At 70.6% G+C, this 24,791-nt stretch carries 28 protein-coding genes; 16 read left to right on the forward strand and 12 right to left on the reverse strand.

What is annotated here, in order from left to right; translation table 11 throughout:
• Positions 1–4: 4 nt before the first annotated feature.
• Genes OG329_RS22845 through OG329_RS22855 form a run of 3 tightly spaced genes read right to left on the reverse strand, consistent with a single transcriptional unit; the run spans position 5 to position 1,939 of the window.
• Positions 5–424 carry an arsenate reductase ArsC gene (locus OG329_RS22845; protein ID WP_405797659.1) on the reverse strand — a complete coding sequence of 140 codons (420 nt, stop codon included), beginning with the start codon at positions 422–424 and terminating at the stop codon, positions 5–7.
• Entirely contained in the window at positions 417–1,514 is a 1,098-nt protein-coding gene (arsB, locus tag OG329_RS22850) for an ACR3 family arsenite efflux transporter (RefSeq protein ID WP_405797660.1), read from the reverse strand. Before arsB ends, OG329_RS22845 begins: the two co-directional genes overlap by 8 nt.
• A gap of 44 nt (positions 1,515–1,558) precedes the next feature.
• The gene (locus OG329_RS22855) at positions 1,559–1,939 is read right to left on the reverse strand and encodes an ArsR/SmtB family transcription factor (RefSeq protein ID WP_405797661.1); all 381 of its coding nucleotides are present in this window, start codon (positions 1,937–1,939) and stop codon (positions 1,559–1,561) included.
• 76 nt (positions 1,940–2,015) lie between these two features.
• On the opposite strand from OG329_RS22855, the gene arsM reads away from it, so the two are divergent.
• The gene (arsM, locus tag OG329_RS22860) at positions 2,016–2,795 is read left to right on the forward strand and encodes an arsenite methyltransferase (RefSeq protein WP_405797663.1); all 780 of its coding nucleotides are present in this window, start codon (positions 2,016–2,018) and stop codon (positions 2,793–2,795) included.
• On the opposite strand, the gene OG329_RS22865 is transcribed toward arsM, so the two are convergent.
• A complete protein-coding gene (locus OG329_RS22865) occupies positions 2,770–3,648 on the reverse strand; it encodes a GNAT family N-acetyltransferase (protein WP_405797665.1) in 879 nt (292 codons plus the stop codon). The two genes, arsM and OG329_RS22865, sit on opposite strands and share 26 nt — an antisense overlap.
• Before the next feature lie 215 nt (positions 3,649–3,863).
• Between OG329_RS22865 and OG329_RS22870 the strand changes: the two genes are divergently transcribed.
• Positions 3,864–4,052 carry a DUF1918 domain-containing protein gene (locus OG329_RS22870; RefSeq protein ID WP_405797667.1) on the forward strand — a complete coding sequence of 63 codons (189 nt, stop codon included), beginning with the start codon at positions 3,864–3,866 and terminating at the stop codon, positions 4,050–4,052.
• A 78-nt stretch (positions 4,053–4,130) separates the two neighbouring features.
• Here OG329_RS22870 and OG329_RS22875 read toward each other — a convergent pair whose 3' ends face one another.
• Entirely contained in the window at positions 4,131–4,721 is a 591-nt protein-coding gene (locus tag OG329_RS22875; protein WP_405797668.1) for a TetR/AcrR family transcriptional regulator, read from the reverse strand.
• 101 nt (positions 4,722–4,822) lie between these two features.
• Between OG329_RS22875 and OG329_RS22880 the strand changes: the two genes are divergently transcribed.
• The 4 genes from OG329_RS22880 (at position 4,823) to OG329_RS22895 (ending at position 7,302) form a co-directional block, all read left to right on the forward strand.
• Positions 4,823–5,512, forward strand: a complete 690-nt coding sequence (locus OG329_RS22880) for a nitroreductase (RefSeq protein ID WP_405797669.1) — start codon at positions 4,823–4,825, stop codon at positions 5,510–5,512.
• A 164-nt stretch (positions 5,513–5,676) separates the two neighbouring features.
• Entirely contained in the window at positions 5,677–6,153 is a 477-nt protein-coding gene (locus tag OG329_RS22885; protein ID WP_405797670.1) for a helix-turn-helix domain-containing protein, read from the forward strand.
• Positions 6,154–6,170: 17 nt separating this feature from the next.
• Complete coding sequence (locus OG329_RS22890) at positions 6,171–6,845, forward strand: hypothetical protein (RefSeq protein WP_405797672.1); 675 nt, start codon at positions 6,171–6,173, stop codon at positions 6,843–6,845.
• Between the two features lie 115 nt (positions 6,846–6,960).
• Positions 6,961–7,302 (forward strand): DUF2516 family protein, encoded by a 342-nt coding sequence (locus OG329_RS22895; RefSeq protein WP_405797673.1) that lies wholly within the window; start codon positions 6,961–6,963, stop codon positions 7,300–7,302.
• A gap of 31 nt (positions 7,303–7,333) precedes the next feature.
• Here the strand turns inward: OG329_RS22895 and OG329_RS22900 are convergent, their stop codons facing one another.
• The 3 genes from OG329_RS22900 to OG329_RS22910 all read right to left on the reverse strand — a co-directional run bounded on the left by OG329_RS22900 (position 7,334) and on the right by OG329_RS22910 (position 11,151).
• Entirely contained in the window at positions 7,334–8,644 is a 1,311-nt protein-coding gene (locus tag OG329_RS22900; protein WP_405797675.1) for a PP2C family protein-serine/threonine phosphatase, read from the reverse strand.
• 307 nt (positions 8,645–8,951) lie between these two features.
• A complete protein-coding gene (locus OG329_RS22905; RefSeq protein ID WP_405797676.1) occupies positions 8,952–10,100 on the reverse strand; it encodes an NlpC/P60 family protein in 1,149 nt (382 codons plus the stop codon).
• A 184-nt stretch (positions 10,101–10,284) separates the two neighbouring features.
• Positions 10,285–11,151, reverse strand: coding sequence for a class I SAM-dependent methyltransferase (locus tag OG329_RS22910; protein WP_405797677.1), 867 nt, complete (start codon positions 11,149–11,151; stop codon positions 10,285–10,287).
• Between the two features lie 189 nt (positions 11,152–11,340).
• On the opposite strand from OG329_RS22910, the gene mshA reads away from it, so the two are divergent.
• The 3 genes from mshA (at position 11,341) to OG329_RS22925 (ending at position 15,004) form a co-directional block, all read left to right on the forward strand.
• Positions 11,341–12,684, forward strand: a complete 1,344-nt coding sequence (gene mshA / locus OG329_RS22915) for a D-inositol-3-phosphate glycosyltransferase (RefSeq protein WP_405797678.1) — start codon at positions 11,341–11,343, stop codon at positions 12,682–12,684.
• Positions 12,677–13,222, forward strand: a complete 546-nt coding sequence (locus OG329_RS22920; RefSeq protein ID WP_405797679.1) for a YbjN domain-containing protein — start codon at positions 12,677–12,679, stop codon at positions 13,220–13,222. Before mshA ends, OG329_RS22920 begins: the two co-directional genes overlap by 8 nt.
• Before the next feature lie 117 nt (positions 13,223–13,339).
• Complete coding sequence (locus OG329_RS22925) at positions 13,340–15,004, forward strand: N,N-dimethylformamidase beta subunit family domain-containing protein (protein ID WP_405797680.1); 1,665 nt, start codon at positions 13,340–13,342, stop codon at positions 15,002–15,004.
• A 14-nt stretch (positions 15,005–15,018) separates the two neighbouring features.
• On the opposite strand, the gene OG329_RS22930 is transcribed toward OG329_RS22925, so the two are convergent.
• Positions 15,019–16,308, reverse strand: coding sequence for an MDR family MFS transporter (locus tag OG329_RS22930; RefSeq protein ID WP_405797682.1), 1,290 nt, complete (start codon positions 16,306–16,308; stop codon positions 15,019–15,021).
• Positions 16,309–16,426: 118 nt separating this feature from the next.
• On the opposite strand from OG329_RS22930, the gene OG329_RS22935 reads away from it, so the two are divergent.
• Entirely contained in the window at positions 16,427–17,188 is a 762-nt protein-coding gene (locus tag OG329_RS22935) for a phosphoglyceromutase (protein WP_405797684.1), read from the forward strand.
• A 95-nt stretch (positions 17,189–17,283) separates the two neighbouring features.
• Here OG329_RS22935 and OG329_RS22940 read toward each other — a convergent pair whose 3' ends face one another.
• Complete coding sequence (locus OG329_RS22940; RefSeq protein ID WP_405797685.1) at positions 17,284–17,433, reverse strand: hypothetical protein; 150 nt, start codon at positions 17,431–17,433, stop codon at positions 17,284–17,286.
• 202 nt (positions 17,434–17,635) lie between these two features.
• The gene (gene phoU, locus OG329_RS22945; RefSeq protein WP_405797686.1) at positions 17,636–18,316 is read right to left on the reverse strand and encodes a phosphate signaling complex protein PhoU; all 681 of its coding nucleotides are present in this window, start codon (positions 18,314–18,316) and stop codon (positions 17,636–17,638) included.
• A 200-nt stretch (positions 18,317–18,516) separates the two neighbouring features.
• On the opposite strand from phoU, the gene OG329_RS22950 reads away from it, so the two are divergent.
• Positions 18,517–19,779 (forward strand): sensor histidine kinase, encoded by a 1,263-nt coding sequence (locus tag OG329_RS22950; RefSeq protein WP_405797687.1) that lies wholly within the window; start codon positions 18,517–18,519, stop codon positions 19,777–19,779.
• Positions 19,776–20,456: a response regulator transcription factor gene (locus OG329_RS22955; protein WP_189110519.1), complete on the forward strand. Its 681-nt coding sequence runs from the start codon at positions 19,776–19,778 to the stop codon at positions 20,454–20,456. Before OG329_RS22950 ends, OG329_RS22955 begins: the two co-directional genes overlap by 4 nt.
• Positions 20,457–20,545: 89 nt before the next feature.
• Here the strand turns inward: OG329_RS22955 and OG329_RS22960 are convergent, their stop codons facing one another.
• A complete protein-coding gene (locus tag OG329_RS22960) occupies positions 20,546–21,298 on the reverse strand; it encodes a DUF461 domain-containing protein (RefSeq protein ID WP_405797688.1) in 753 nt (250 codons plus the stop codon).
• A 639-nt stretch (positions 21,299–21,937) separates the two neighbouring features.
• On the opposite strand from OG329_RS22960, the gene OG329_RS22965 reads away from it, so the two are divergent.
• From OG329_RS22965 to OG329_RS22980, 4 genes are all read left to right on the forward strand, one after another.
• Complete coding sequence (locus OG329_RS22965) at positions 21,938–22,420, forward strand: CarD family transcriptional regulator (protein WP_003953493.1); 483 nt, start codon at positions 21,938–21,940, stop codon at positions 22,418–22,420.
• Between the two features lie 486 nt (positions 22,421–22,906).
• Complete coding sequence (ispD, locus tag OG329_RS22970) at positions 22,907–23,662, forward strand: 2-C-methyl-D-erythritol 4-phosphate cytidylyltransferase (RefSeq protein WP_405797690.1); 756 nt, start codon at positions 22,907–22,909, stop codon at positions 23,660–23,662.
• On the forward strand, positions 23,652–24,203 hold the full coding sequence (gene ispF, locus OG329_RS22975) for a 2-C-methyl-D-erythritol 2,4-cyclodiphosphate synthase (RefSeq protein ID WP_405797691.1): 552 nt from the start codon (positions 23,652–23,654) through the stop codon (positions 24,201–24,203). The genes ispD and ispF overlap by 11 nt, the downstream gene beginning before the upstream one ends.
• Positions 24,204–24,344: 141 nt before the next feature.
• Positions 24,345–24,749, forward strand: coding sequence for a PPOX class F420-dependent oxidoreductase (locus OG329_RS22980; RefSeq protein ID WP_405797692.1), 405 nt, complete (start codon positions 24,345–24,347; stop codon positions 24,747–24,749).
• The last annotated feature ends 42 nt before the right edge of the window (positions 24,750–24,791 follow it).

Genomic DNA, 24,791 nt, shown 5'->3' on the forward strand with positions numbered 1-24,791 from the left:
CGGATCAGTCGGTCCGCAGGCCGGTGATCAGGGACTCGACCCGCCGTCGGATCTCGTCCCGGATCGGCCGGACCGCGTCGACTCCCTGACCTGCGGGGTCGTCGAGTGTCCAGTCCAGATACGTCCTGCCGGGAAAGACGGGGCAGGTGTCGCCGCAGCCCATGGTGATGACCACGTCGGACGCCTGGACGGCCGCCACGGTCAGCACCTTCGGCGACTCGGCGGAGATGTCGATGCCGACCTCGTTCATCGCCGTCACGACGGCCGGATTCACGGAGTCGGCGGGGGCGGATCCGGCGGAACGGACTTCGACCGTGTCGCCGGCGAGGTGGGTGAGGAAGGCGGCGGCCATCTGTGAACGGCCGGCGTTGTGGACGCAGACGAACAGCACCGACGGCTTTGACGGCTTCGAGGTGTCAGACATGGGCGGAGCCTTTCGTCGCGGCGGCAGCGAGCCGAGGGGTGTCGGGGAAGAAGCGCCGGGCGCGCAGGGCGACGTACACCAGACCGATCAGGACCGGTACTTCGATGAGCGGGCCGACGACGCCGGCCAGCGCCTGCCCGGACGAGGCGCCGAACGTGGCGATGGCCACCGCGATGGCCAGCTCGAAGTTGTTGCCCGCGGCCGTGAACGCGAGGGTGGTGGCCTTCGGATAGTCCAGGCCCACCGCCTTGCCCAGAGCCATGGACCCGGCCCACATGACGGCGAAGTACACCAGCAGGGGCAGGGCGATACGTACCACGTCCAGCGGCTGCGAGGTGATCGCGTCGCCCTGGAGCGCGAACAGCACGATGATCGTGAACAGCAGTCCGTAGAGGGCGAACGGGCCGATCCGGGGGATGAGTTCCCTCTCGTACCAGGCCCGTCCCTTGGCCTTCTCGCCCAGCCGGCGGGTCAGGAACCCGGCGAGCAGCGGGATGCCGAGGAAGATCAGGACACTGCGGGCGATCTCCCACACCGACACGTCGAGACCGGTGGTCTGAAGACCGAGCCAACCGGGCAGCAGGTCGAGATAGAACCAGCCCAGCAGGCTGAACATGACCACCTGGAAGACGGAGTTGAGGGCGACGAGGACGGCGGCCGCTTCGCGGTGGCCGCGGGCCAGGTCGTTCCAGATGATCACCATGGCGATGCAGCGGGCGAGCCCGACGATGATCAGCCCGGTGCGGTACTCCGGCAGGTCCGGCAGGAAGATCCACGCGAGCGCGAACATCAGGGCCGGTCCCAGAACCCAGTTCAGGACGAGGGACGGTACGAGGAGGCGGCGGTCGCGGGTGACGGTGCCGAGCCGGTCGTAACGGACCTTGGCCAGCACCGGATACATCATCACCAGCAGGCCGAGCGCGATCGGCAGCGAGACGCCGGTGACCGTCACCTTCGCGAGGGCGTCCCCGAGGCCGGGCACGAGACGGCCCAGACCGAGACCGGCGGCCATCGCGAGGAGGATCCATACGGCGAGGAACCGGTCCAGGAACGACAGCCGCGCCGCCGGCGCGGTGCTCACGTCGCTCATGCTGTCACTCACGCTGTCGCTCACAGCGTCGCTCACGGCGTCGCTCACGAGACGGCTCCGGTCCCGGCCGTTACGTCGCTGTCCGACCGCGTCCGCGTCAGGATCGCGGCCAGCCGGTCCGTCTGCTCGGGGAGCAGCCGGTAGTACACCCAGGTCCCGCGACGCTCGGAAGCGATCAGCCCGGCCTGCTTCAGCAGCTTGAGGTGGTGGGAGATGGTCGGCTGGGACAGGTCGAAGGCCGGGGTCAGATCGCATACGCAGATCTCGCCGCCCGCGCGGGAGGCGATCATCGACAGCAGCCGCAGCCGCACCGGATCGCCCAACGCCTTGAAGACCGGCGCCAGTTCGGCGGCTGTCTCCTCGTCCAGTGGGGCGCTCAGCAGCGTCGGGCAGCACGCCTCGGCGGCAAGCTCTTGTTTCGACATGCTTCGATATTGACAGTCTTCGATTCAAGGCGCAAGGTTGTATCGACGAACATCAATTCAACCTGATGGGGTAGGCATGTCCAAGCAGACCACCGACAGCGGTACGGACGACCTGCGCGAAACCGTCCGCCGCCGCTATGCCGCAGCCGCCGTCCAGGTCACCGAAGGCGGCGGGTGCTGCGGTCCGACGGTGACCGCCATCGAGGTCGGCGAGACCTTCGGCAGCACCCTCTACGCCGCCGCCGAGCGCGACCAACTGCCCGCCGAAGCCGTCGCCGCCTCCCTCGGCTGCGGCAACCCCACCGCCGTCGCCGACCTGCGCGAAGGCGAGCGCGTCCTGGACCTCGGCTCCGGCGGCGGCATCGACGTCCTGCTCTCCGCCCGCCGCGTCGGTCCCACCGGCAAGGCGTACGGCCTCGACATGACCGAGGAAATGCTCGCCCTCGCCCTGGCCAACCAGCGCAAGGCCGGCGCCACCAACGTCGAATTCCTCAAGGGCACCATCGAGGCCGTCCCGCTGCCCGCGAACACGGTCGACGTCGTCATCTCGAACTGCGTCATCAACCTGTCCACCGACAAGCCCGCCGTCTTCGCCGAGATGTTCCGTGTCCTGGTCCCCGGTGGCCGGATCGGCATCTCCGACGTCGTCGCCGACGACCCGCTCACCCCCGCCCAGCGGGCCGAACGCGGTGACTACGTCGGCTGTATCGCCGGCGCCCTCTCCTTCGCCGAATACCGCGCCGGCCTGGAAGCCGCCGGATTCACGGGCATCGAGATCACCCCCACGCACGCGGTCGCGGACGGCATGCACTCCGCCGTGGTCCGCGCGCTCAAGCCCGCGCCGGTGCCCCGGTGAAGTCGTACACGGACCAGTCGGTGACGGGGACGTATCCCATACGCAGGTAGAGGGCGGTGCTGGTCGGGTTGGCCGGGTCCGCGAAGAGCACGACATCCGTCGCGCCCGCGGCCAGCGCGGCGCGGCTCACCTCGGCCGTCACGGCGCCCGCGTAGCCGCGACCGCGCTGGTGGGCCGGGGTGTAGACGGGCTCGACCCGGACCATGCCGGCGACCATCGAGGTCGCGCCCGCCATGGAGACGGGAGTGCCGTCCGGGGTCTCCCAGAACGTGAAGTGTCTGTCGGCGAAGCGCGAACCTGCCCAGGACGCGGCGGTCACGGCCGGGACCTCCCCGACGCTCTCGACGAACTCGCCGCACCAGCGCACGAGTTGATCCCGCTCGCGTACGACACGACCCGCGCCCCGCGGGCGCGGTCGCGGCGGGGTGAGCGTACCGAGACGGTAGAGACGGATCCGCATCCTGTGCACCGCATCGGCGCCCGTGTGCCGCCGCCATGTCTCGGCGAAGGCGGTGGCGGTGCTGTGGGCGGCGGTGACATAGGGGAGGCGGTGCCCGAGGCCGGCCAGATGGGCGGCCAGGGTGCCGGCCCCCTCGGGGGAGAGGGGGGTGAGGCTCAGACCGCGGGACGGCAGCCGGTAGAAGATGGCGCGAACCTCGCCCCGCCGCTTCAGCCGGCCGAACACGGCGCCCTCGCCACCCTCGGGGCCGTACGCCTGCGACCCATGTGCCCGCAGTCTCTCCAGCACCGTCAGCGGCATGGTGTGCAGGGCGGGGCGCGAGCGCAGGAAGTCGCCGGTCCGGGCGAGGAAGTCGTCCAGGTCTTCGGTGAGGTGCCAGCCGTCGGGGCGCATGCTCCATGCTCACCCGCGCTGTGACCGTGCCCGTACTTTCGCGCCAGGGCCACGGCCCGCCCTCCCCTCCCCTCCCCTCCCCTCCCCTCCCGAGCGTGAACGGGTGACCGCGCCCCGGCCGTTCGTGTCTGGAGACGTCATTCGCCGCTGTGGGCATGCCGCTCTGGTTAGGTCGGTGCGTCAGTCCTGATCCCCCAGCGAAAGGAATCGGTGAGATGCACGCCAGTAAGGGAGACCGCCTTGTGGTCCACGGCCGTGTCGTGGGCGAGAACGACCATGTGGTGGAGATCGTCGAGATTCTGGGCCCCAACGGCACGCCCCCTTACCGCGTACGGACGGAGGACGGACACGAGACGATCATGTCTCCCGGCCCCGACTCCGTAGTGCAGCCCCGAGGCGCCTGACCGACCGAGCCCCGCCGGGACCGAGCCCACGACCTCGCACACAGCTCCGGCCTCCGGCGGGGCGCGGACTCCTCCGCGTCAGGCCGTGCTCGGCAGGGCGTGCGCGAGGAGGGTCTTCGCTGCCGCCCGTGCGTGCCGGCCGTAGTCCGCTTCGCCGAGCACCATGGCACGACTGGCCGCCCCGTCCGCGAGGGTGACCAGTTGTTCGGCGAGTGCGGCGGGTTCGCGGCAGCCCAGTTCCGTCACCAGCGTGGTGACCAGCCGTACCATCAGCAGTTTCTGTTCGCGGGCGTACGAGTGGACCGCGCTCCGCGGATCGGGGAACTCCGCCGCGGCGTCGATGAATGGACACCCTCGTACCGGTGACGCGTCCGGCACGGGCTCGAACAGCCCGAGGATCCGCTCCAGCGGGGGGAGGTCCTCGCGGGTCAGCACGTGTTCCAGAGTGGCCCCCGACGAGGTGAGGTCCTGGAGATGGGCGACCACCAGGTCGCTCTTGGTCCGGAAATGCGCGTAGAGCGTGCGCTTGGACACGGGCGCCGCCTCCGCGACCTGCTCCATACCGGTCGTGTTGATCCCGTGGGTGGCGAATAGCTGGGCGGCGGCGGCGAGGATGCGTTCCCGTCCGCCACGCCCTCGCCCTCGAGATGCCGTAGTCGTCGCACTCATGCATCAAGTATACGGCCGCGTTTACTTCAAGGGACGGCGCCTGCTATGGTCCCGCGATGTAAACGGTTGCGTTTACATTGATTGCTGTCGAGGAGTGCTCCATGAGCCTGTTGGTCCCCACCGAGCTGAGTGACTGCGCGGAAAAGCTGATACGTGGCCGTCACGCGACCCGTGCGTTCCGTCCGGAAGCCGTGCCCGAGGACACGATGCGTGCGATCTTCTCGCTGGCCGGCGCCGCGCCCTCCAACTCCAACGCGCAGCCCTGGCAGGTGGAGGTGGTGAGCGGCGCCACTCGTGAGCGCCTGGCCGACGCCTTGCGGGCGGCCCACGCCGAGAAGCGCGTCTCGGTCGATTTTCCGTATTCCGAGGACATGTACTCGCAGGTGCTCCAGGCGCGCCGGGCGGCGTTCGGTGCCCAGTTGTACGGAGCGCTGGGCATCGGTACCCACGATCACGACGCGCGGGCGGCCTACGACGCGCAGAGCCTGCGCTTCTACGGCGCGCCGCACGCCGCGTTCCTGTTCGTCACCGGGGACGGCGGGGCCCGGCCCGCCGCCGACGTCGGTGCCTACATGCAGACCCTGCTCCTGGCGATGACCGCCTACGGCGTGGCGAGCTGTCCGCAGGGGCTGCTGAGCTTCTACGCCGACACGGTCCGCGCCGAACTCGCGGTCGGCGCAGGGCAATTGCTTGTGGGTATCTCCTTCGGCTACGCGGACGAAGCGGCGCCGGTCAACCACGTCACGACCGGTCGGGCCGCGCTCGAAGCGGTCACGACCTTCCACGGCTAGTCGGTTCGTGTGCCGGACGCTGCGAGGTTTGCGAGCAGCTCGGCGGCGGGCTTCGGGTGGACGAGCGAGCGATGCCCGAGAGGCGGAGGGTGTTCTCGTGTTGCGTGGAACACTTTTGCAAGCGGGTGCTTGCAAAAGTTAGCATCAGTGGGCACCCTGGAGTCATGGCATCACTCAACGTCGGCAATCTCGGTGAGTATCTGCGCGAGCAGCGGCGCAACGCGCAGCTTTCGTTGCGGCAGCTCTCCGAGGCCGCCGGGGTGTCCAATCCGTATCTCAGCCAGATCGAACGCGGCCTGCGCAAGCCCAGCGCGGACATCCTCCAGCAGCTCGCCAAGGCGCTGCGGATCTCCGCCGAGACGCTGTACGTGCAGGCTGGGATGCTCGACGAGCGGGAGCGTGAGGAGTTGGAGACGCGTGCCGTCATCCTCGCCGACCCGTCGATCAACGAGCGGCAGAAACAGGTTCTCCTACAGATCTACGAGTCCTTCCGCAAGGAGAACGGACTCAGCGCGGAGAGTACGGAAGCGGCGGCGACCGCGGGACCGGCCGGTAAGGGCGCCGGTAGCGGTGGCGGGGACGCCGACGGGGACACGTCCGGTACGGCCGGCGGCGGTGCCGTCAGTCCACCCTCACACTGATCCGGAGGATCACAGTCATGGCCATCACCGATGACCTGCGTAAGACGTTCAGCGACCCGACCCCCCTCTACTTCGCCGCCGGTACGGCGGACCTCGCCGTCGAGCAGGCCAGGAAGGTTCCCGGGCTGATCGAGCAGTTGCGCGCGGAGGCCCCGGGCCGTATCGACGCGGTACGCAACGCCGACCCCAAGCTCGTCCAGGACAAGGTCACCTCGCAGGCCAAGGAGGCGCAGACGACCGTTCAGGCCAAGGTCGCCGAGGCGCTCGGGTCGCTCGACACCGATCTGAAGAAGCTGGGCGAGACCGCTCAGGACCTGGCGCTGCGGGGCGTGGGCGTGGCCGCGGAGTACGCGGTCAAGGCCCGTGAGACGTACGAGAAGGTCGCCGAGCGCGGCGAGCAGTCCGTACGGAACTGGCGCGGCGACGCCGCCGACGAGATGACGGAGATCGCCGTCGCCGTCGAGCCGAAGTCCGAGCGCAGGTCCGAGCGCAGGTCCGAGCGCGCGACGAAGCCGGCGGCCAAGCCGGCTCCGGCGAAGCCCGCGTCCAAGCCCGCGCCCGCCAAGCCCGCCGCCCAGGCCAAGCCTTCCGCCCAGGCCAAGGACGCCGGGGCCAAGCCCGCCGCCAGGAAGACGACCGCCGCCCGTAAGCCGGCCGCCGCGAAGAAGGCCACGCCTCCGGCGGGCAAGTGACAGCGACGGTGGCAGCAATATGGACGGACCGGGCACCCCAGCGGTGTCCGGTCCGTTGTACGGGTACCTTGTCGGCACATGATTCGGACAGAAACGGGCGGTGGGCAACGTGTTGATGGCAGGATTCGACGGGCTCGTGGCGCTGTTGAGTATTCCGCTGACCGTGTTCGCCGGCTTCGCGCTGGTCGACGCGTTCATCCGGCGTGAGGACGCCTTCCGCGCCGCGGACAAGCAGACCAAGCCGTTCTGGCTGATCATTCTCGCGATCGCGCTCGTGGTGAGCCTGATCTTCCCGCTGCTCTCCTTCCTGCCGATCATCGGGCTCATCGCGGTCATCGTGTACTTCGTCGATGTGCGTCCCGCGATCAGGCAGATCGGCGGCGCCGGTGGCGGCCGGGGCCGCGCCGGGGGCTCCAGCAGCGACGGCCCCTACGGGCCGTACAACGGCGGCCGGTAAAGCCGTAGCCGTAGCCGTAGCCGTAGCCGGGTCAGTGACCCCAGGACGGCGAACCCGGCGCCGTCCGCGCCGCCCGCTCCGTCACCCGGCCGCGGTCCAGCAGCAGTACGGCCACGTCGTCCGTCAGCTCGCCGCCGTTCAGCTCCCGCACCTGGGCCACGGCGGCCTCCAGCAGCTCCTCGCCGCTCAGGCCCCGCGCCAACTGGGCCGTGATCATCTCGACCATGCCGTCCTGGCCCAGCCGCTGCTTCGTGCCCGCTCCGACGCGCCCCTCTATCAGCCCGTCCGTGTACATCATCAGGCTCCACGCCTCACCCAGCTCGACCTCGCGGCGCGGCCAGCGGGCGCGCGGGAGCAGGCCGAGCGCGGGGCCGCCCCCGTCGTACGGCAGCAGCTCGGGCGCCCGGCCGGCGCGGACGACCAGCGGGGACGGGTGCCCGGCCAGACAGAGCCCCGCGCGCCGCCCGTCCGGCGCGATGTCGACCGTGCACAGCGTCGCGAAGATCTCCTCGCTCTCCCGCTCGTGCTCCAGCACCTTCTGGAGCGTCGAGAGCAGGATGTCCCCACTGAGCCCGGCGAACGTCAACGCCCGCCAGGCGATGCGCAGTTCCACCCCCAGCGCGGCCTCGTCCGGGCCATGGCCGCAGACGTCGCCGATCATCACGTGGACCGTGCCGTCGGGCGTACGGACCGTGTCGTAGAAGTCGCCGCCGAGCAGGGCGCGGGAGCGGCCGGGCCGGTATTTGGAGGCGAACCGCAGATTCGAGCCCTCGAGCAGCGGCGTGGGCAGCAGGCCGCGCTCCAGCCGGGCGTTCTCCTGTGCCCGCAGCCGCGACTCGGTGAGCTGGCGCTGCGCGACGTCCGCGCGCTTGCGCTCGACGGCGTAGCGGATGGCGCGGCTCAGCAGCCGGCCGTCCAGCTCGTCGCGGAAGAGGTAGTCCTGCGCGCCCACCCGCACCGCCGCGGCGGCGCGCTCGCTGTCGCCCTCGGCGGCCAGCGCGAGTACGGCGTGGCGGGGCGCGAGCCGCAGTACGTGCTTGAGCGGCGCGAGACCGTCGTGGTCGCCGTCGTCACGGCCCGGCAGCGCGAGGTCCACCAGCACGCACTGGATGTCGTCGGTGAGCAGCCGCTCGGCCTCGGTGAGGTTGCGCGCGGTGCGGATACGGACGCGGGTGCCCGCCGCGTCGGGGAGTTCCGGTGCGCTGAAGGTGCCGGCGGGGTCGTCCTCGATGACGAGGAGCGTGAGGTCGCCTCCTCCGGAGGTCTCCGGGGCGGGCGCACTCTCGACTGTCTCGACTGTCGAGCCCGTGCGCTGTCGCGGCACGGGTACAGGTACGGCCATCGGTCTGTGAGTCCTTCCCTCCCCCCGAGGGCGCGGTGGGACGACGATCGACACCCCACCGACCGGGACCCTAGCGGTAGCCGGCGCCCGAAAGGAATGGCGTGCGGGACGCCGGTAGGGAGAAGATCCCGCGCCATATGCCGCTTCCCGCCACGCATCCGGCGCGATCGGGGCGGGCGGCGGAGTCGAGACGGCCATGACAAACATCACGTGCGGGGGGTACGGAAGGGGCGAAGGGGGCGTACGGGACGAGTCGCCCCCGGGGTGCTCCCGGGGTGCGCCCGGCCGGGCCCGGACGGGCCCGGTCCTACTTGTCCGGCCTGACGACCCCGAGAATCACCATCGAGCCCGCCCCCGTCAGCGTCACCTGCCGACCCGGTCGCGGCGCGTGGACGATCGAGCCGTCGCCCACGTACATACCCACATGGCTCGCGTCGTCGTGGTAGATGATCAGGTCGCCGGGGCGCATCTCCCCGAGGGGGACGCGGGGCAGCAGCCGCCACTGTTCCTGTGAGGTACGCGGGATGCCCCGGCCGGCCGCCCCCCACGCCTCGGAGGTCAGCCCCGAGCAGTCGTACGACGACGGGCCCTCGGCACCCCACTCGTACGGCTTGCCGATCTGCGCCGTCGCGTACTCGATCGCCTTCTTGCCCTGGGCGCTCGCCTTGCCGTTGATGTCCTTGAGCGAGCCCGAACTCAGCCAGGCCGCCTGCGCCTTGGCCGCCTCCTGCTGCTCCAGCATCAGCAGCCGGTCGCGCTCCTCCTTCTCCAGCCCCGCCTCGATCTTCTCGGCGGCCTTGATCTGCCGCTTGATCTCACTCTTCGCCTTCGCCTGCTTGACCCGGCTGGCCTCGAGCTTGGTCCACTCGGCGCCGGCCTTCTTCGTATACGAGGTCAAGTCGTCCTGCGCCTCGGTCATCCGGCCCAGCAGGTCCTTGGTCGCCTTCTGGCCCCGCTGGACCCTGCCCGCGCCGTCCAGGAAGAGTTGCGGGTCGTCGGTGAGCATCAACTGGGCCTCGGGCGGCAGCCCGCCCGCGCGGTACTGCGCGCGGGCCGCGGCGCCCGCCTGCTGCTTGAGCTTGTCGATCCGGACCTGGCCGTTGACGATCTCGCTGGCCAGCCTGACCAGTTCGGCCGACTGGTTGTCCGCGCGGGCCTCGGCGAGGTTGTACGCGTCGGTGGCCGAGGTGGCCTTGCCGTACAGCCCGTCGATCTTCCTGCGCACCGCTTCGAGCTTCGAGTCCTCGGCGGCGGGGGACTCGCCGTCCGCCCCGGGCGGCAGGGTGCGGTCGAACGGGCGGGGCGCGACGGGCGGGTCGCTGGGCGAGGCGGGGGCCGCGGGGGCCGCAGGCGAAGCGGGAGCCGCGTACGCCTGGTTCAGCAACGCCGGTGATGTCAGCACCGCCAAGGCGCAGACGACCGTGATCGCGGCTGTGACACAACGGCGTCGGTTCACGAGCTTCCCCTCCGGACTCCGGACTTCGGACAACCGCATCGGATAACTGACGTCCGACATCTGACTTACTGTCAGTTACTGTTCTGCGCCGACGTGATCGTGCCATGCCCGTCCCCGGAACGACAGGGGGCAGTGCCGGGCGCCGCTCGCGTCCACCACCCGTCAGGGACGAACGGCCCGTCGCTCACGTTCCCTTGAACCCATCCGTTTCGCCAGAGTTCGGCGCCAGCGCTCCCCACTCCACCGTGACTTCACCCTGCCGCCATCTGCTCCGCCCGCCCCCCGCCGCCGGACCGGCCAGCGGCCAGTCCGCCGACAGATCCTGTACGGCCCTGATCCACCGCTGCCTGGCACCCAGTGAGGCGTACGGGGCGGCAGCCGCCCACGCCCGGTCGAAGTCCCGCAGGAACGCGTGCACCGGTTCGCCCGGCACATTGCGGTGGATCAGCGCCTTCGGCAGCCGCTCCGCCAGATCCGAAGGGCGCTCCAGCGAGCCCAGCCGGGTCGCGAAGGTGACCGTGCGCGGGCCCTCCGTACCGAGGGCGACCCACACATGCCGCCGCCCGATCTCGTCGCACGTCCCCTCCACCAGCAGCCCGCCGGGCGCCAGGCGCGCGCGGAGCCGGTCCCAGACGGCCGCGACCTCGCTCTCCTCGTACTGCCGCAGGACGTTCGCCGCCCGGATCAGCAGCGGCCGGCGCCCGGCGCCGCCACCGGACGGCGGCAGCGGGATCTCGAACCCGCCGTGTACAAAGCTGAGCCCGTCCTCCTCGTAAGGAAGCGCCGCCGCGACCCGCGCGGGCTCGATCTCGACGCCCACCACCGCGGTGCGCGGCTCGGCCGACCGCAGCCGCCGCAGCAGCTCGACGGCCGTCCAGGGCGCGGCGCCGTACCCGAGATCGACGGCGACGGGGTCGGCCGAGCGGCGCAGCGCGGGGCCGTGCACGGCGGCGATCCAGCGGTCCATGCGGCGCAGCCGGTTCGGGTTGGTCGTCCCGCGTGTGACGGTGCCCACAGGGCGGCGGGGCGAGGAGGGCGGGCGCGCGGGCATGCGGGTGAGCCTAACGAGGCCACGGCACCGCGCGGGTCCCCGGAACACCCGCCGAGGGTTGAGCCTCCGACGGTAATGATTCGGCAAAGCGGGAAATGAAGAAGGGCATTCCGGTGTTTCCGCTTCCCAGAGGGCCCCACACCCTCCGCTTGTCATGCTCCGAGCGCTCCGAGCGAGAGGTCCGTCGACGTGAGCCAGTACGTGTCCAGGCTTGCCGGCACCCTGGTGTCACCACCCCGGCTCCGGATCCCCGGCCACCCCCGCAGACCGCGGCGCGTCGCCATGCTCAGCGTCCACACCTCCCCGCTGCACCAGCCGGGGACGGGCGACGCGGGCGGCATGAACGTCTACATCGTCGAGCTGGCCAAGCGGCTGGCCGCCATCAGCATCGAGGTCGAGATCTTCACGCGCTCGACCACCGGCGCCCTGCCGCCGAGCGTGGAGCTGGCGCCGGGCGTGCTCGTACGGCACGTGGACGCCGGTCCGTACGAGGGCCTGGCCAAGGAGGAACTGCCCGCCCAACTGTGCGCGTTCACGCACGGCGTGATGCAGGCATGGGCCGGCCAGCGCCCCGGCTACTACGACCTCGTCCACTCCCACTACTGGCTCTCCGGCCATGTCGGCTGGCTCGCCGCCGAGCGGTGGGGCGCGCCCCTCGTACACGCCATGCACACCATGGCCAAGGTCAAGAACGCGGCGCTCGCCGAGGGCGACACCCCCGAGCCCGCGGCCCGTGTCATCGGCGAGACGCAGATCGTGCGCGCCGCCGACCGGCTGATCGCCAACACCTCGGAGGAGGCCGACGAACTCGTCCGCTTCTACGAAGCGGACCCCGCGAAGGTCGCGGTCGTCCACCCCGGTGTGAACCTGGACCTCTTCACGCCCGCCGACGGCCGCGCGGCGGCGCGCACCCGCCTCGGGCTGCCGCAGGACGCGTTCGTCCCGCTGTTCGCCGGCCGTATCCAGCCGCTCAAGGCACCCGACGTACTGCTGCGGGCCGTGGCCGTCCTGCTGGACCGTGAACCCGCCCTCCGTAAGAGGATGGTCGTTCCGGTCGTGGGCGGCCCGAGCGGCAGCGGTCTGGCGAAGCCGGAGGGGCTGCACAAACTCGCGGCCCGGCTGGGCATCGCCGATGTCGTACGGTTCCGGCCGCCGGTCGGACAGGAAGGGCTCGCCGACTGGTTCCGCGCGGCGTCGGTGCTGGTCATGCCGTCGTACAGCGAGTCGTTCGGGCTGGTCGCCATCGAGGCGCAGGCGGTGGGCACCCCAGTGGTCGCCGCCGCGGTGGGCGGTCTGCCGGTGGCCGTACGCAACGGCCAGACCGGCTTCCTGATCCCCGGTCACGAGCCGGAGGCGTACGCCCAGGCGCTCGCCCGCTTCATCGACCGGCCCGAGCTGGTGGACCGCATGGGCCTGGCGGCCTCACGCCACGCGCAGTCCTTCGGCTGGGACACGGCCGCGTCGGCGACGGCGGACGTCTACACGGCAGCCATGCATGATCACCGAGGTCGCGTACGCTCGCACCATGGCTGACGAAGCGCGGGCGGAAGCGAGCGGGGACACGGTCGCCGCGCACGCCGCGCACCTTGTCGAACGGGCCCTCACGGCCGCCGCGCACGACTCCGGCCTGAAGTGGGAGAGCCCCGGGCCCGGCTCCTTCGTCGTCACCCTCCCCGGCACCCGCAAGCTCTCCACGACCTGCTCGCTGCGCGTCGGCCGGCACTCCCTGTCCGTCAACGCCTTCGTGATCCGGCACCCGGACGAGAACGAGGAAGGCGTCCACCGCTGGCTGCTGGAGCGCAACCTCAAGCTGTACGGGGTGGCGTACGCGGTCGACCGCCTCGGCGACGTCTACCTTTCCGGCAAGCTGCCGCTGTCCGCCGTGGGCGAGGACGAACTGGACCGGCTGCTCGGCTCCGTACTCGAAGAGGCGGACGGCTCGTTCAACACGCTGCTGGAGCTGGGGTTCGCGGGCGCGATCCGCAAGGAGTACGCGTGGCGGGTGTCGCGCGGCGAGTCCACGCGGAACCTCGACGCCTTCACCCACCTGACCCGTCCCGCGCCGAACTGACCGGCCGTACCCGCATTCGGCCCTCCTGGGGTCGCCCCGCGACACCCACCGACTCAGGATCGTACTGACACGCGGAAGCGAGACCCGCGACGGGCGACGGGTGACGGGCGACGGGCGATGGACGACGACGCAGAGCGGCGGTGCGAGCACCCCGGGCACCCCGAGCACCCCGGGCACCCCGCACGCACGGGCCGGCTGGACCGCCGGCGCTTTCTGGAGGCCGCCGCCGCAGGGGCCGCCGGGGTCGCGGTGGGAGCGGTGGCCGGCTGCGACTCCTCGGGCCGCGCCCCGGCCCGTACCGGTGTCGGTGCTGATGCCGACCCGACAGCCGCAGCCGCTGCGGACGCCGCCGAGCGTGCGCGCTCCGGCAGCCCCGACTGGCGCGTCCGCTCCGTGGGCCCAGCCGGCGCGGTCGAGGGGTACACGGACACGGTGAGCGTGGAGCCGGGCGACGAGTTCGGGCTGTACGTCTCCACCACCGCGCCCGGCTTCCGGGTCTCGGCCTACCGGGTCGGCTGGTACGGCGGAGCCCAGGCCCGGCTGGTGTGGCGCTCCGGCCGGGTGGCGGGCCGGGTCCAGAGCGGCCCGCGCATGGTGACCTTCACCGACACCGTGCGGGCCGACTGGAAACGTAGCCTCGCCGTCCACGCGGACGGCTGGCCTCAGGGCGCGTATCTGCTGCGGCTGGACGCCGAGAACGGGCACCAGCGATACGTCCCGCTGATCGTCCGCTCGCGAAGTGCGGCCGGCCGCACGGTGCTGATGCACGCGCCCGCGACGTGGCAGGCGTACAACCTGTGGGGCGGCCACAACCTCTACGAGGGCAAGGGCGGCGCGTACGGGTCCCGTTCGCTGGCCGTCAGCTTCGACCGGCCGTACGACAAGAACGGCGCCGAGAAGTTCCTCGTCTACGAACGCGCCGCCGTGGTCCTCGCCGAACGCCTCGGCATCCCGCTGGCGTACACCACCGGCGTGGACGTCCACCTCGCCCCCGCGGTGCTGGCCGGCGCCACGGCGGTGGTCTCCCTCGGGCACGACGAGTACTGGACCCCCGAGCAGCGGCGGCATGTCACCCAGGCCCGCGACAGCGGAACGAACGTGGCGTTCCTCGGCGCCAACACCTGCTACCGCCGGATCCGGCTGGAACAGGACGGCGGCACCGGTCCCGTCCGTACGGTCGTCTGCTTCAAGAGCGACTCCCAGAACGACCCGTATCTCGTGGAACACCGCACCATGGCGACCACCGACTTCCGCCTGCCGCCCGCCGCCGACCCGGAGTCCTCACTGACCGGCGTCCTGTACGAGGGGTTCCCCGTGGACGCTCCGTACGTCGTCCACGGCGCGGACCACTGGATCTTTGAGGGGACCGGGGTGAAGCGCGGCGACACCTTCGACCACCTGGTCGGCGTGGAGTACGACCGGGTGACCCCAGGGCAGCCCACACCGTCACCGCTGGAGATCGTCGCCCACTCGCCGCTGGTCTGCGCCGGGCGCCGCAGCCACGCGGACTCCGCGTACTACACGGTGCCCGGCGGCGCGGGCGTCTTCGCCTCCGGGACGATGCGGTGGGTCGAAGCTCTCATGGCGGGGACCGAGGAGAACGGCCGCAACCACGGGATGGACGCGCGCACCGGCGCGTTCGTCACCCGTACCACCGAGAACGTGCTCCGCGCCTTCGCGGCGGGCCCGGCCGGGCGCGGCAAGCCGGCGCCGAGGGACAACGTACGGAGCGTGTACGGGAACACGGCGGCGGAAAGACAGCGTCCGCCCCCGGGGGCCTGACCGGCTGACCGCTCTCACAGCGATTCGGTCACCTCTCGTACGGCACCCGGCTCCGCCACGACAGGCACCCCGTCCGTCTCCGCCCTGTCCTTGGTCGGCAGCCCCCGCATCAGCAGCCAGTACCCGCTCGCGGCCACCGTCCCCAGCACCGCGCACAGGCCCCACAGCCAGTCGGCGCCGTAGTGGTCGATCAGGAAACCCGCCAGCACCGGCGCGATCAGACCGGCCACCGCCCACGACATCGTGTACATGCCCTGGTAGCGGCCCCGGCCCTGGACCGGCGAGAGCCGCACCACCAGGCTGGTCTGCGTCGGGGCGTTGACGATCTCGGCCACGGTCCAGACGCACACCGCCAGCGCGTACAGCGCGAGCGACCCGGCGAAGGCCGTCAGCCCGAAGCCGTACCCCATGAGCAGCGAGGAGAGGATCAGCAGCCGGCGGGTGTCGCGGTGCTCGATGAAGCGGGTGACCGGGATCTGGAGCACCACGATCAGCACACCGTTGAGCGCGATGATCATCCCGAAGTCGGAGCTGCTGAACCCGTCCTCGCCCATCGCGACCGGCAGCCCCACGAAAGCCTGCTGGAGGACCAGCGCGACCACGAACGACAGCCCGACCACACCCATGAAGCGGCTGTCCCGCAGGACCGCCCCCATCCCGACCTCCGGCGCGCGCTTGCCGTTCACGAGGACGCGTTCGGGCCGGGACTCGGGCAGCTTGACGTAGATCAGTACGGCGCACACCAGCGTCAGCGCCGCCTCACCGAGGAAACCGGCGAGATAGCTGTACTCGGCGATGAAGCCGGCCGCGCCCGCCGAGATCGCGAACCCCAGGTTGATCGCCCAGTAGTTGAGCGAGAACGCCCGTACCCGGTCCTCGGGCTTCACGATGTCCGCCATCATCGCCTGCACCGCGGGGCGCGAGGCGTTGGAGGTCATACCGACCAGGAACGCGACGGCGGCGATGGCCACCGGATGCTGCATGAAGCCGAGCAGCGCCACCGACGCGGCGGTCGAGGACTGCGCGATCAGCAGCGTGGGCCGCCGCCCGAGCCGGTCGGTCATCACCCCGGCGCCGACCGCGGAGATGACACCGCCGAGACCGTGGAGCGAGGCGACGAGACCGGCGTACGACGCCGAGTAGCCGCGCTCCATGGTCAGATACAGCGCCATGAAGGTGGTGACGAACGCACCGAGACGGTTGACCAGGGTGCTCGTCCACAGCCACCAGAACTCACGCGGCAGCCCCGCGACGCTCTTTCTGACGCTCTCGCCCGTGGCGCGTCTGAGTCCGGCGATGGACATGTGGCGTTCCCCCGGTAAGTGGCCGACTGGTCAACCGCAACTTACGTACGGGCGTCCCCCGGCCACCAGTCGATTGACGGCAGCCGTCAATCGGAATCGTTCGATTAGGCTCGGGCCCATGGCCGACGCACCGTACAAATTGATCCTCCTCCGCCACGGCGAGAGCGAATGGAACGCGAAGAACCTGTTCACCGGCTGGGTGGACGTCAACCTCACGGACAAGGGTGAGAAGGAGGCCGTACGCGGCGGTGAGCTGCTGAAGGACGCCGGCCTGCTGCCCGACGTCCTGCACACCTCCCTACAGAAGCGCGCGATCCGCACCGCCACGCTGGCGCTGGAGTCCGCCGACCGCTCCTGGATCCCCGTCCACCGCTCCTGGCGCCTGAACGAGCGGCACTACGGCGCCCTCCAGGGCAAGGACAAGGCGCAGACGCTCGCCGAGTTCGGCGAGGAGCAGTTCATGCTCTGGCGCCGCTCGTACGACACCCCGCCGCCGGAGCTGGAGGACGGCGCCGAGTTCTCGCAGAGCGACGACCCGCGCTACGCGACGATCCCGCCGGAGCTGCGCCCGCGCACCGAATGCCTCAAGGACGTCGTCGTACGCATGCTGCCGTACTGGTACGACAACATCGTCCCGGACCTGCTGACGGGCCGTACGGTCCTGGTCGCCGCGCACGGCAACAGCCTGCGCGCGCTGGTGAAGCACCTGGACGGCGTCTCGGACGCGGAGATCGCGGGCCTCAACATCCCCACGGGCATCCCGCTCACCTACGACCTGGACGCCGACTTCCGCCCGCTCAAGCCGGGCGGCACCTACCTGGACCCGGACGCGGCGGCGGCGGCGATCGAGGCCGTCAAGAATCAGGGCAAGAAGAAGTAGGCGGCCGGTCGCGGGCGGGCACCGCGTAGCAGGCTTTACGTAGCAGGGCCCGGTCCCGGGTGGAGGTCCACCACCGGGCCGGGCCCTTGTCCTGGTCAGCCGCAGTTGCCCCCGCAGGCGCACGGCCCGCCCGACTGGCAGCCGCAGCCGCAGCCCGAGCCGCAGCCGCAGGCGCCGAGGAGTTCCAGCCACGCTCGTTCGACGGGCGCTTCCTGGGGGGTTTCGGTCACAGGGGACTCGGCCATGGGGTTCCTCCTCGAAGGTGCACGGGCATACGGGGGTGGCGTCTGCGCCCATTGCAGCGGCACCCCGGCGGGCGCATCAACGGCGCATGCGCGCAGGCGCCCGCCAGTGGCACCTCCGCACGCCCCCACGCGCCCCCTGCGAAGCCCACGCGGAAGCGCCCCCCGAAGCACAGGCCGAAGCGCACCCCGAAGCGCGCCTCCGTCAGGCCCCTTCGACCGGAGCCTCGGCCTGCTGGATCTCGTCCGCGTGCTCACCGGTCACCAGGTAGACCACACGCTTGGCGACCGACACCGCGTGGTCGGCGAACCGCTCGTAGTACCGGCCGAGCAGCGTCACGTCCACCGCCGTCTCGATGCCGTGCTTCCAGCGGTCGTCCATCAGATGCTGGAACAGCGTGCGGTGCAGCAGGTCCATCTCGTCGTCGTCCTGCTCCAGTTGGAGCGCCAGGTCGACATCCTTGGTGATGATGACCTCGGCCGCCTTCGCCATCAGCCGCTGCGCGAGCTGCCCCATCTCCAGGATGGTCGCGTGCAGGTCGTGCGGCACGGCGTTGACCGGGAAGCGGAGCCGGGCCAGCTTGGCGACGTGCTGCGCCAGGTCGCCCGAGCGCTCCAGGTCCGCGCTCATGCGCAGCGACGTGACCACGATCCGCAGATCGGTGGCGACCGGCTGCTGCCGCGCCAGCAGCGCGATGGCCCTGGCCTCCAGATCGTGCTGGAGATCGTCGACCTTCTGGTCGCCGGCGATCACGCTCTCGGCGAGCGTCAGATCGGCGTCGAGCATGGACGTGGTGGCGCGCCCGATCGCCGACCCGACCAGCCGGGCCATCTCGACCAGGCCCTCGCCGATCGAGTCAAGTTCCTCGTGGTACGCGTCCCGCATGGGCTGTCCCTCTCTGGATTTCCTGCTGGTGGTCCGGGGGCCGGCGAACCCCCACGCTCCCACGTTCGGGCCGCCAGGAGTCCGGCTGCTCCCTCCCAAGTGAACCGGCACTTTCCCCACGGTGAACTCTGGGCGACGAGTGTTCCAGGTGACACCTGTACGGCTGGGAGAGTGCAGCTCACCGCGCATAACCTGGATGCATGGACGTGAACGCGGCAGTCGCCGCAGTGGCAGCGATCGCCGGGGCCTGTACCGGCGTGATCGCCATGCTGGCGTTCCGCTGGAGCGAGCGCGACCAGGCCAGGCCCAGCCGTAGCTCACTGCATACGGAGGCCGGCCTTCCGCCCGGCGTCGACACCGTGCTCTCCGTCCTGCGCTCCTCCGCCGTCGTGCTCGACGAGAGCGATTCGGTGGTCAAGGCCAGCTCCGCCGCGTACGCGCTGGGCCTGGTCAGAGGCGGCAAGCTGGCCGTCGACCCGATGCTGCACATGGCGCGCGACACCCGTCGTGACGGTGAGATACGCCAGGTGGAGCTGGATCTGCCCCGGCGCGGCACCGGCCGCGGCGAGGCCCTTGCCGTATCGGCCCGGGTGGCACCGCTCGGCTCCCGCCTCGTCCTGCTCCTGGTCGAGGACCTTACGGAGGCACGTAGGATCGAAGCGGTCCGCCGTGACTTCGTGGCGAACGTCAGCCATGAGCTGAAAACCCCCACCGGAGCGCTCTCCCTGCTCTCGGAGGCCGTCATGGACGCCTCCGACGACCCCGAGGCGGTCACCCGCTTCGCCGGCCGTATGCAGATCGAGGCGACCCGGCTCACCAATCTCGTACAGGAACTCATCGACCTCTCGCGGGTGCAGAACGACGACCCGCTGGAGGACGCCGAGCCGGTACGGGTGGACGAACTGGTCGCCGAGGCCATCGACAGGTCCCGGCACGCGGCGTCCACCAAGCAGATCACCATGGCCGCGGGCGGCGCCGCCGATCTGCGAGTCTGGGGTAACCGCGGCCAGTTGGCCGCAGCCCTCGGCAATCTCGTCGAGAACGCCGTCAACTACTCCCCGGCCCGCACCCGTGTGGGCATCGCGGCCCGGCCGGTGGCCGCGCCCGGCGGGGATCTGATCGAGATAGCCGTCACCGACCAGGGGATCGGCATCTCCGAGAAGGACCGCGAGCGCGTCTTCGAGCGGTTCTACCGAGTCGACCCGGCCCGTTCCCGGGCCACCGGTGGTACGGGCCTGGGCCTGGCCATCGTCAAGCACGTGGCCGCCTCGCACGGCGGGGAGGTCACGATGTGGAGCTCCGAAGGCCAGGGCTCCACCTTCACCCTGAGGCTCCCCGAGGCGGGCGCCGGACGGGACCGCACACCAACCGGCCCGGACGAAGACGCCCAGCGCCGCTTTCACCACGACGTCAACGATCTTGACCAATCGACTGAGATCCCTGCCCCGGAGGTCCTTCCGTGACCCGAGTGCTCGTCGTCGAGGATGAGGAATCCTTCAGCGACGCTCTTTCCTACATGCTCCGCAAGGAGGGCTTCGAGGTCGCGATCGCGACCACCGGGCCCGCGGGGCTCGACGAGTTCGAACGCAACGGCGCCGATCTCGTCCTCCTCGACCTGATGCTGCCCGGTCTGCCCGGCACCGAGGTGTGCCGGCAACTGCGCGGAAAGTCCAACGTCCCGGTGATCATGGTGACCGCCAAGGACAGCGAGATCGACAAGGTCGTCGGCCTGGAAATAGGAGCCGACGACTATGTGACCAAGCCCTTCTCCTCGCGGGAGCTGGTGGCGCGCATCCGCGCGGTGCTGCGCCGCAGGGGCGAGCCGGAGGAGGTCGCGCCGGCCGCTCTGGAGGCGGGACCGGTCCGCATGGACGTGGACCGCCACGTCGTGACGGTCTCCGGCGGCAAGGTCGACCTGCCGCTCAAGGAGTTCGACCTCCTGGAGATGCTGCTGCGCAACGCGGGCCGGGTGCTGACCCGTATGCAGTTGATCGACCGGGTCTGGGGCGCGGACTACGTGGGGGACACCAAGACCCTCGACGTCCACGTCAAGCGGCTGCGCGCCAAGATCGAACCCGATCCGGGGGCGCCGCGGTATCTGGTGACGGTGCGCGGTCTCGGCTACAAGTTCGAGCCGTAGACCGACTCGTTCGTCGGACGTACGTAGGAGGGCGCCGCACCGTCGATCCCGGTGCGGCGCCCTCCTACGTAGGCTCGGTGCGTCCCGCGTCAGTGCTCGGTGTCCGTGGAGGCCGAGGCGGAGTCCGTGGGCGTCGACTGGTCGCCCTCGTCGCTGCCCTGGTCCGCGCCCTCGGCGGTGCCCCCGGGCGGTTCGGACTCGCCGTTGGCCGCTCCGTCCGTCGCTCCGTCCGTCGCCCCGTCTGTGGCTCCGTCTGTCGCGCCCTCGCCGGGTGCGCCGGAGGCGCCGTCCGTCGGGGTGGTCGACGGCGTGGTCGACGGGGAGGGCGCCACGGTCGGCCCGAAGCCCGTGAAGGGGCCGGTCGCCGGCACCACGAAGGCGTCGAGCCCGACGTCGCCGGTGTCGCTGAACTGGAAGACGACCCGCTGGGCGTCGCCGTTGCGCGCCGCCTCGTCGCCACCGTCGATGACGGCGGAGGCGTTGCCCTCGCCGCCGATCAGGACCGAGCCGTTGGCGGGCACCTTGAGCGGTCCCTTGCCCTTGGCCGGAGTGATCTTCACCGTGGCGCCGCTGTCCGGCAGCGTGATCGCGTCGAGCGTCTGGTCGGTGCGGCCGTTGTTGAAAAGCTTCGCCGTGATGGCGGCGGGGCCCCCGGTGGTGGCCTTGGGCTCGGTGACGACCGTGGCGTTCTGGACGCTGATCTCGCCGATCGAGGTCGAGGCGTTGTCAGGTCGGACGCCGAGCGTCTGCGCGTTGTTGCCAGCACCGCACGCGGCGAGCGAGGCGATCGAGAACGCGATGGCAGACGCGGCGAGGGTGCCGCGTCGAAGGCTGCGGCTCACGGCGGCGGCAACTCCTTGGACGAACGGGCGAGCTGAGGACGGCTGACGGCTAACGATGGTTCAGCGGGCCTAGGTTACCGAGCCCCTGTCGCGCCTCCACACCCGACCCGCCCTCTACGGCGCCCGACCACCGCGCCCGACCCACGGCGGCCTTCGCGACCGTCCTTCACGGGGAAGTCCGGAAGCGAGAGCCGCGGTGCGGTCCGAAGTAACTGTGGACGGCATGTTTAGTACGCCGTTCACATAAATCCCGTGATCAATTCCCCGACCCGACACACATTCCTTACGAATAGCGCCGGATAGCCTCGGAAACCCCCGGTGATCAAATTCGGATTGGGTTCACACTTCCGTCCGTATGTGTGACCGACATCCGAACGGAGCATGGGAAGTTCAGCCCTCGGAACTAGACAAATGCGGACGTTCGGCCCATCGTGATGGGGTTCAGGGCGGTGGAACAGGTGTGTTTCTGTCCGGCTTCGCAGCGGCTCCCACCTGCGAATACCCCGTTCCGGAACCCGCTCGCAGCACGTTCCTATTGCTGTTGTCAAGCCCCGAGAACCGTCCTGACCTGCGAAAACGCCATTCAGAAGAAGCCGTTCCCGTGTTACCCTGGATAGCCACGGAAGGGGTACCTGTCACATGACGTTCAAGGTTGGCGACACCGTGGTCTATCCCCATCACGGGGCCGCGCTGATCGAGGCTATCGAAACTCGTCAGATCAAAGGCGTGGACAAGACCTACTTGGTGCTCAAGGTCGCCCAGGGCGACCTGACGGTTCGTGTCCCGGCGGACAATGCGGAGTTCGTCGGAGTGCGCGATGTGGTCGGTCAGGATGGGCTGGACCGGGTCTTCGAGGTGCTGCGGGCACCGTACGCAGAAGAGCCGACGAACTGGTCCCGGCGCTACAAGGCAAATCTTGAGAAGCTCGCCTCCGGCGATGTCATCAAGGTCGCCGAAGTGGTCCGTGACCTCTGGCGTCGGGAACGAGAGCGCGGACTCTCCGCAGGTGAGAAGCGCATGCTCGCCAAGGCGCGCCAGATTCTGGTGAGCGAGCTGGCTCTCGCGGAGAACACGAACGAGGACAAGGCCGAGGCCCTGCTCGACGAGGTCCTCGCGTCCTGACCGGGTCCTGACCCGGGCGTGCAGCAGGAGCAGGCATCAATGCCGCAGTGCCCGCTGACCAGCAGTGATTTACATGCTGCGTCGCCGGGCACTGCGGCATGCCCGGAGAAGGTCACGGAATCCCAAGGATTCCACGGATCCCGGGGGTGAGAACAGAGGAAATCACTCAAGTGAAATCTCTGCGGCGGGATCTCTTCACAGCCTCGTCCGGTCACCAGCCCCGTCCGGCCCTAAGATCTACTCGGATGTGATGTGCCGTCACTGCCGTCACAACCGAATATCCCGCAGTCCCCGTATCCGTATGTCCGTATCCGTACTCGCATCCGACACACGCGCCTGCGCCCGATCACTGGTGTGCCGGGCCCGGGTAGCTGGCGCAGCCTGTCTCAACCAGTGTCACGGAAGGGTCCGGTCAAGGCGCCGCGCCCGGCACGCTGAGGCCATACCCATGTCGGCCGAGGAAACAAACCTGCCGGAGTGCAACCGATGTCAGACGAATCGAGCCCACACCGCACCGCCGCCGTGATCCCCGCGGCGGGCCGTGGCATACGGCTCGGCCCCGGCGCCCCCAAGGCGCTCCGTACCCTGGGGGGCACCCCGATGCTGGTCCACGCGGTACGGGCCATGGCGGCCTCCCGCGCGGTCTCCCTCGTGGTCGTGGTGGCCCCGCCCGGCGACGCGGCGACGGTGAAGCTGCTCCTGGGCGAGCACTCGCTGCCCGCGCGCACCGACTATCTCGTGGTGCCCGGCGGGGATACCCGCCAGGAGTCCGTACGGCTCGGTGTGGAGGCCCTGCCGGACGACATCACCACCGTCCTCGTCCACGACGCGGCACGGCCGCTCGTGCCGGTCGACACCGTCGACGCGGTGGTCGACGCCGTACGGGCCGGCGCACCCGCCGTCGTGCCCGCCCTGCCGCTCGCCGACACCGTCAAAGAGGTCGAGCCCAGGGAGCCCGGCGAGAAGGACGAGCCCGAGCTTGTCGTCGCCACCCCCGAGCGGGCCAGGCTGCGCGCCGTACAGACCCCGCAGGGCTTCGACCGGGACACGCTCGTACGCGCGCACCTGAGCGTGCCGCTCGCCGGCCAGGGCGCGACGGACGACGCCGGGCTCGTCGAACAGCTCGGCGCGCCCGTCGTGGTCGTGCCGGGCCACGAGGAGGCGTTCAAGGTGACCCGGCCGCTGGACCTGGTGCTCGCCGAGGCCGTACTCGCCCGCAGGAGGGCCAACGATGGATTCTGAGCCCGCACAGCCCGCACCGCCCGCACAGCCCGCACCGCACGCACCGGTGGTCGCCGGTCTGCCCCTGATCGGCATCGGTACCGACGTCCACGCCTTCGAGGCCGGGCGCGAGCTGTGGTGCGCCGGCCTGCTGTGGGACGGCCCCGAGAACGACGGCTACGGCCTCGCCGGGCACTCGGACGGCGACGTCGCCGCCCATGCCGCCTGCGACGCGCTGTTCTCCGCGGCGGGCGCCGGTGACCTCGGCGCGCACTTCGGGACCTCGCGGCCCGAGTGGTCCGGCGCCTCCGGCGTCACCCTCCTTAAAGAGGCGGCCAGGATCGTCCGCTCCGAGGGTTTCGCGATCGGCAATGTCGCCGTCCAGGTCATCGGCGTACGGCCGAAGATCGGCAAGCGGCGCGCCGAAGCCATGAAGGCGCTGTCCGAAGCGGTCGGCGCGCCCGTCTCCGTGTCCGGCACGACCACGGACGGGCTGGGGCTGACCGGACGCGGCGAGGGCCTGGCCGCCATCGCGACGGCGCTGCTGGTGCGCGAGCGCTGACCCGCCGGGCGCGTGGCGTGGGCACGAAATACCGGGCGACCGGCTTCTGTTGAGGAAGCATCGCGGGGTACGCGTACCGCGGCGCGCACCCCGCCGTGTGCGTCCCCGCCCGCGCACCCCCTCCTCAGGAAGGCACCACCGATGGCAGCCGCTCTCTCCGAGAAGCTCAAGGAGCTTCTCGACAGCCCCGTCTTCGTCGCGATCGCCACCATCCAGCCCGACGGCAGCCCCCAGGTGTCGCCGGTATGGGTGAAGCGCGACGGAGACGACATCCTCATCTCGACGGCCGTCGGCCGCCGTAAGGAGGAGAACCTGCGGCGCGACCCGAGGGTGACGGTCATGCTCCAGCCCTTCGACGCGCCGTACTCGTACGCCGAGATCCGCGGATCGGCCACCCTCACTACGGAGGGCGGGCAGGAGCTGATCGACGAGCTGGCGGTGAAGTACACCGGGAAGCCGTACCGCGAGTACAACCCCAACGCTGACCAGGACGGCGAGCGCGTCGTCATCCGGATCACCCCGCGCAAGGTCGTCGGCCGCATGTGACACCCACCGGCCGGGCGCCCCCGACGAGCACACCCGGACGCG

Origin of the sequence: Streptomyces sp. NBC_01506, from assembly GCF_045040295.1 — a bacterium.
Classification (GTDB): domain Bacteria; phylum Actinomycetota; class Actinomycetes; order Streptomycetales; family Streptomycetaceae; genus Streptomyces.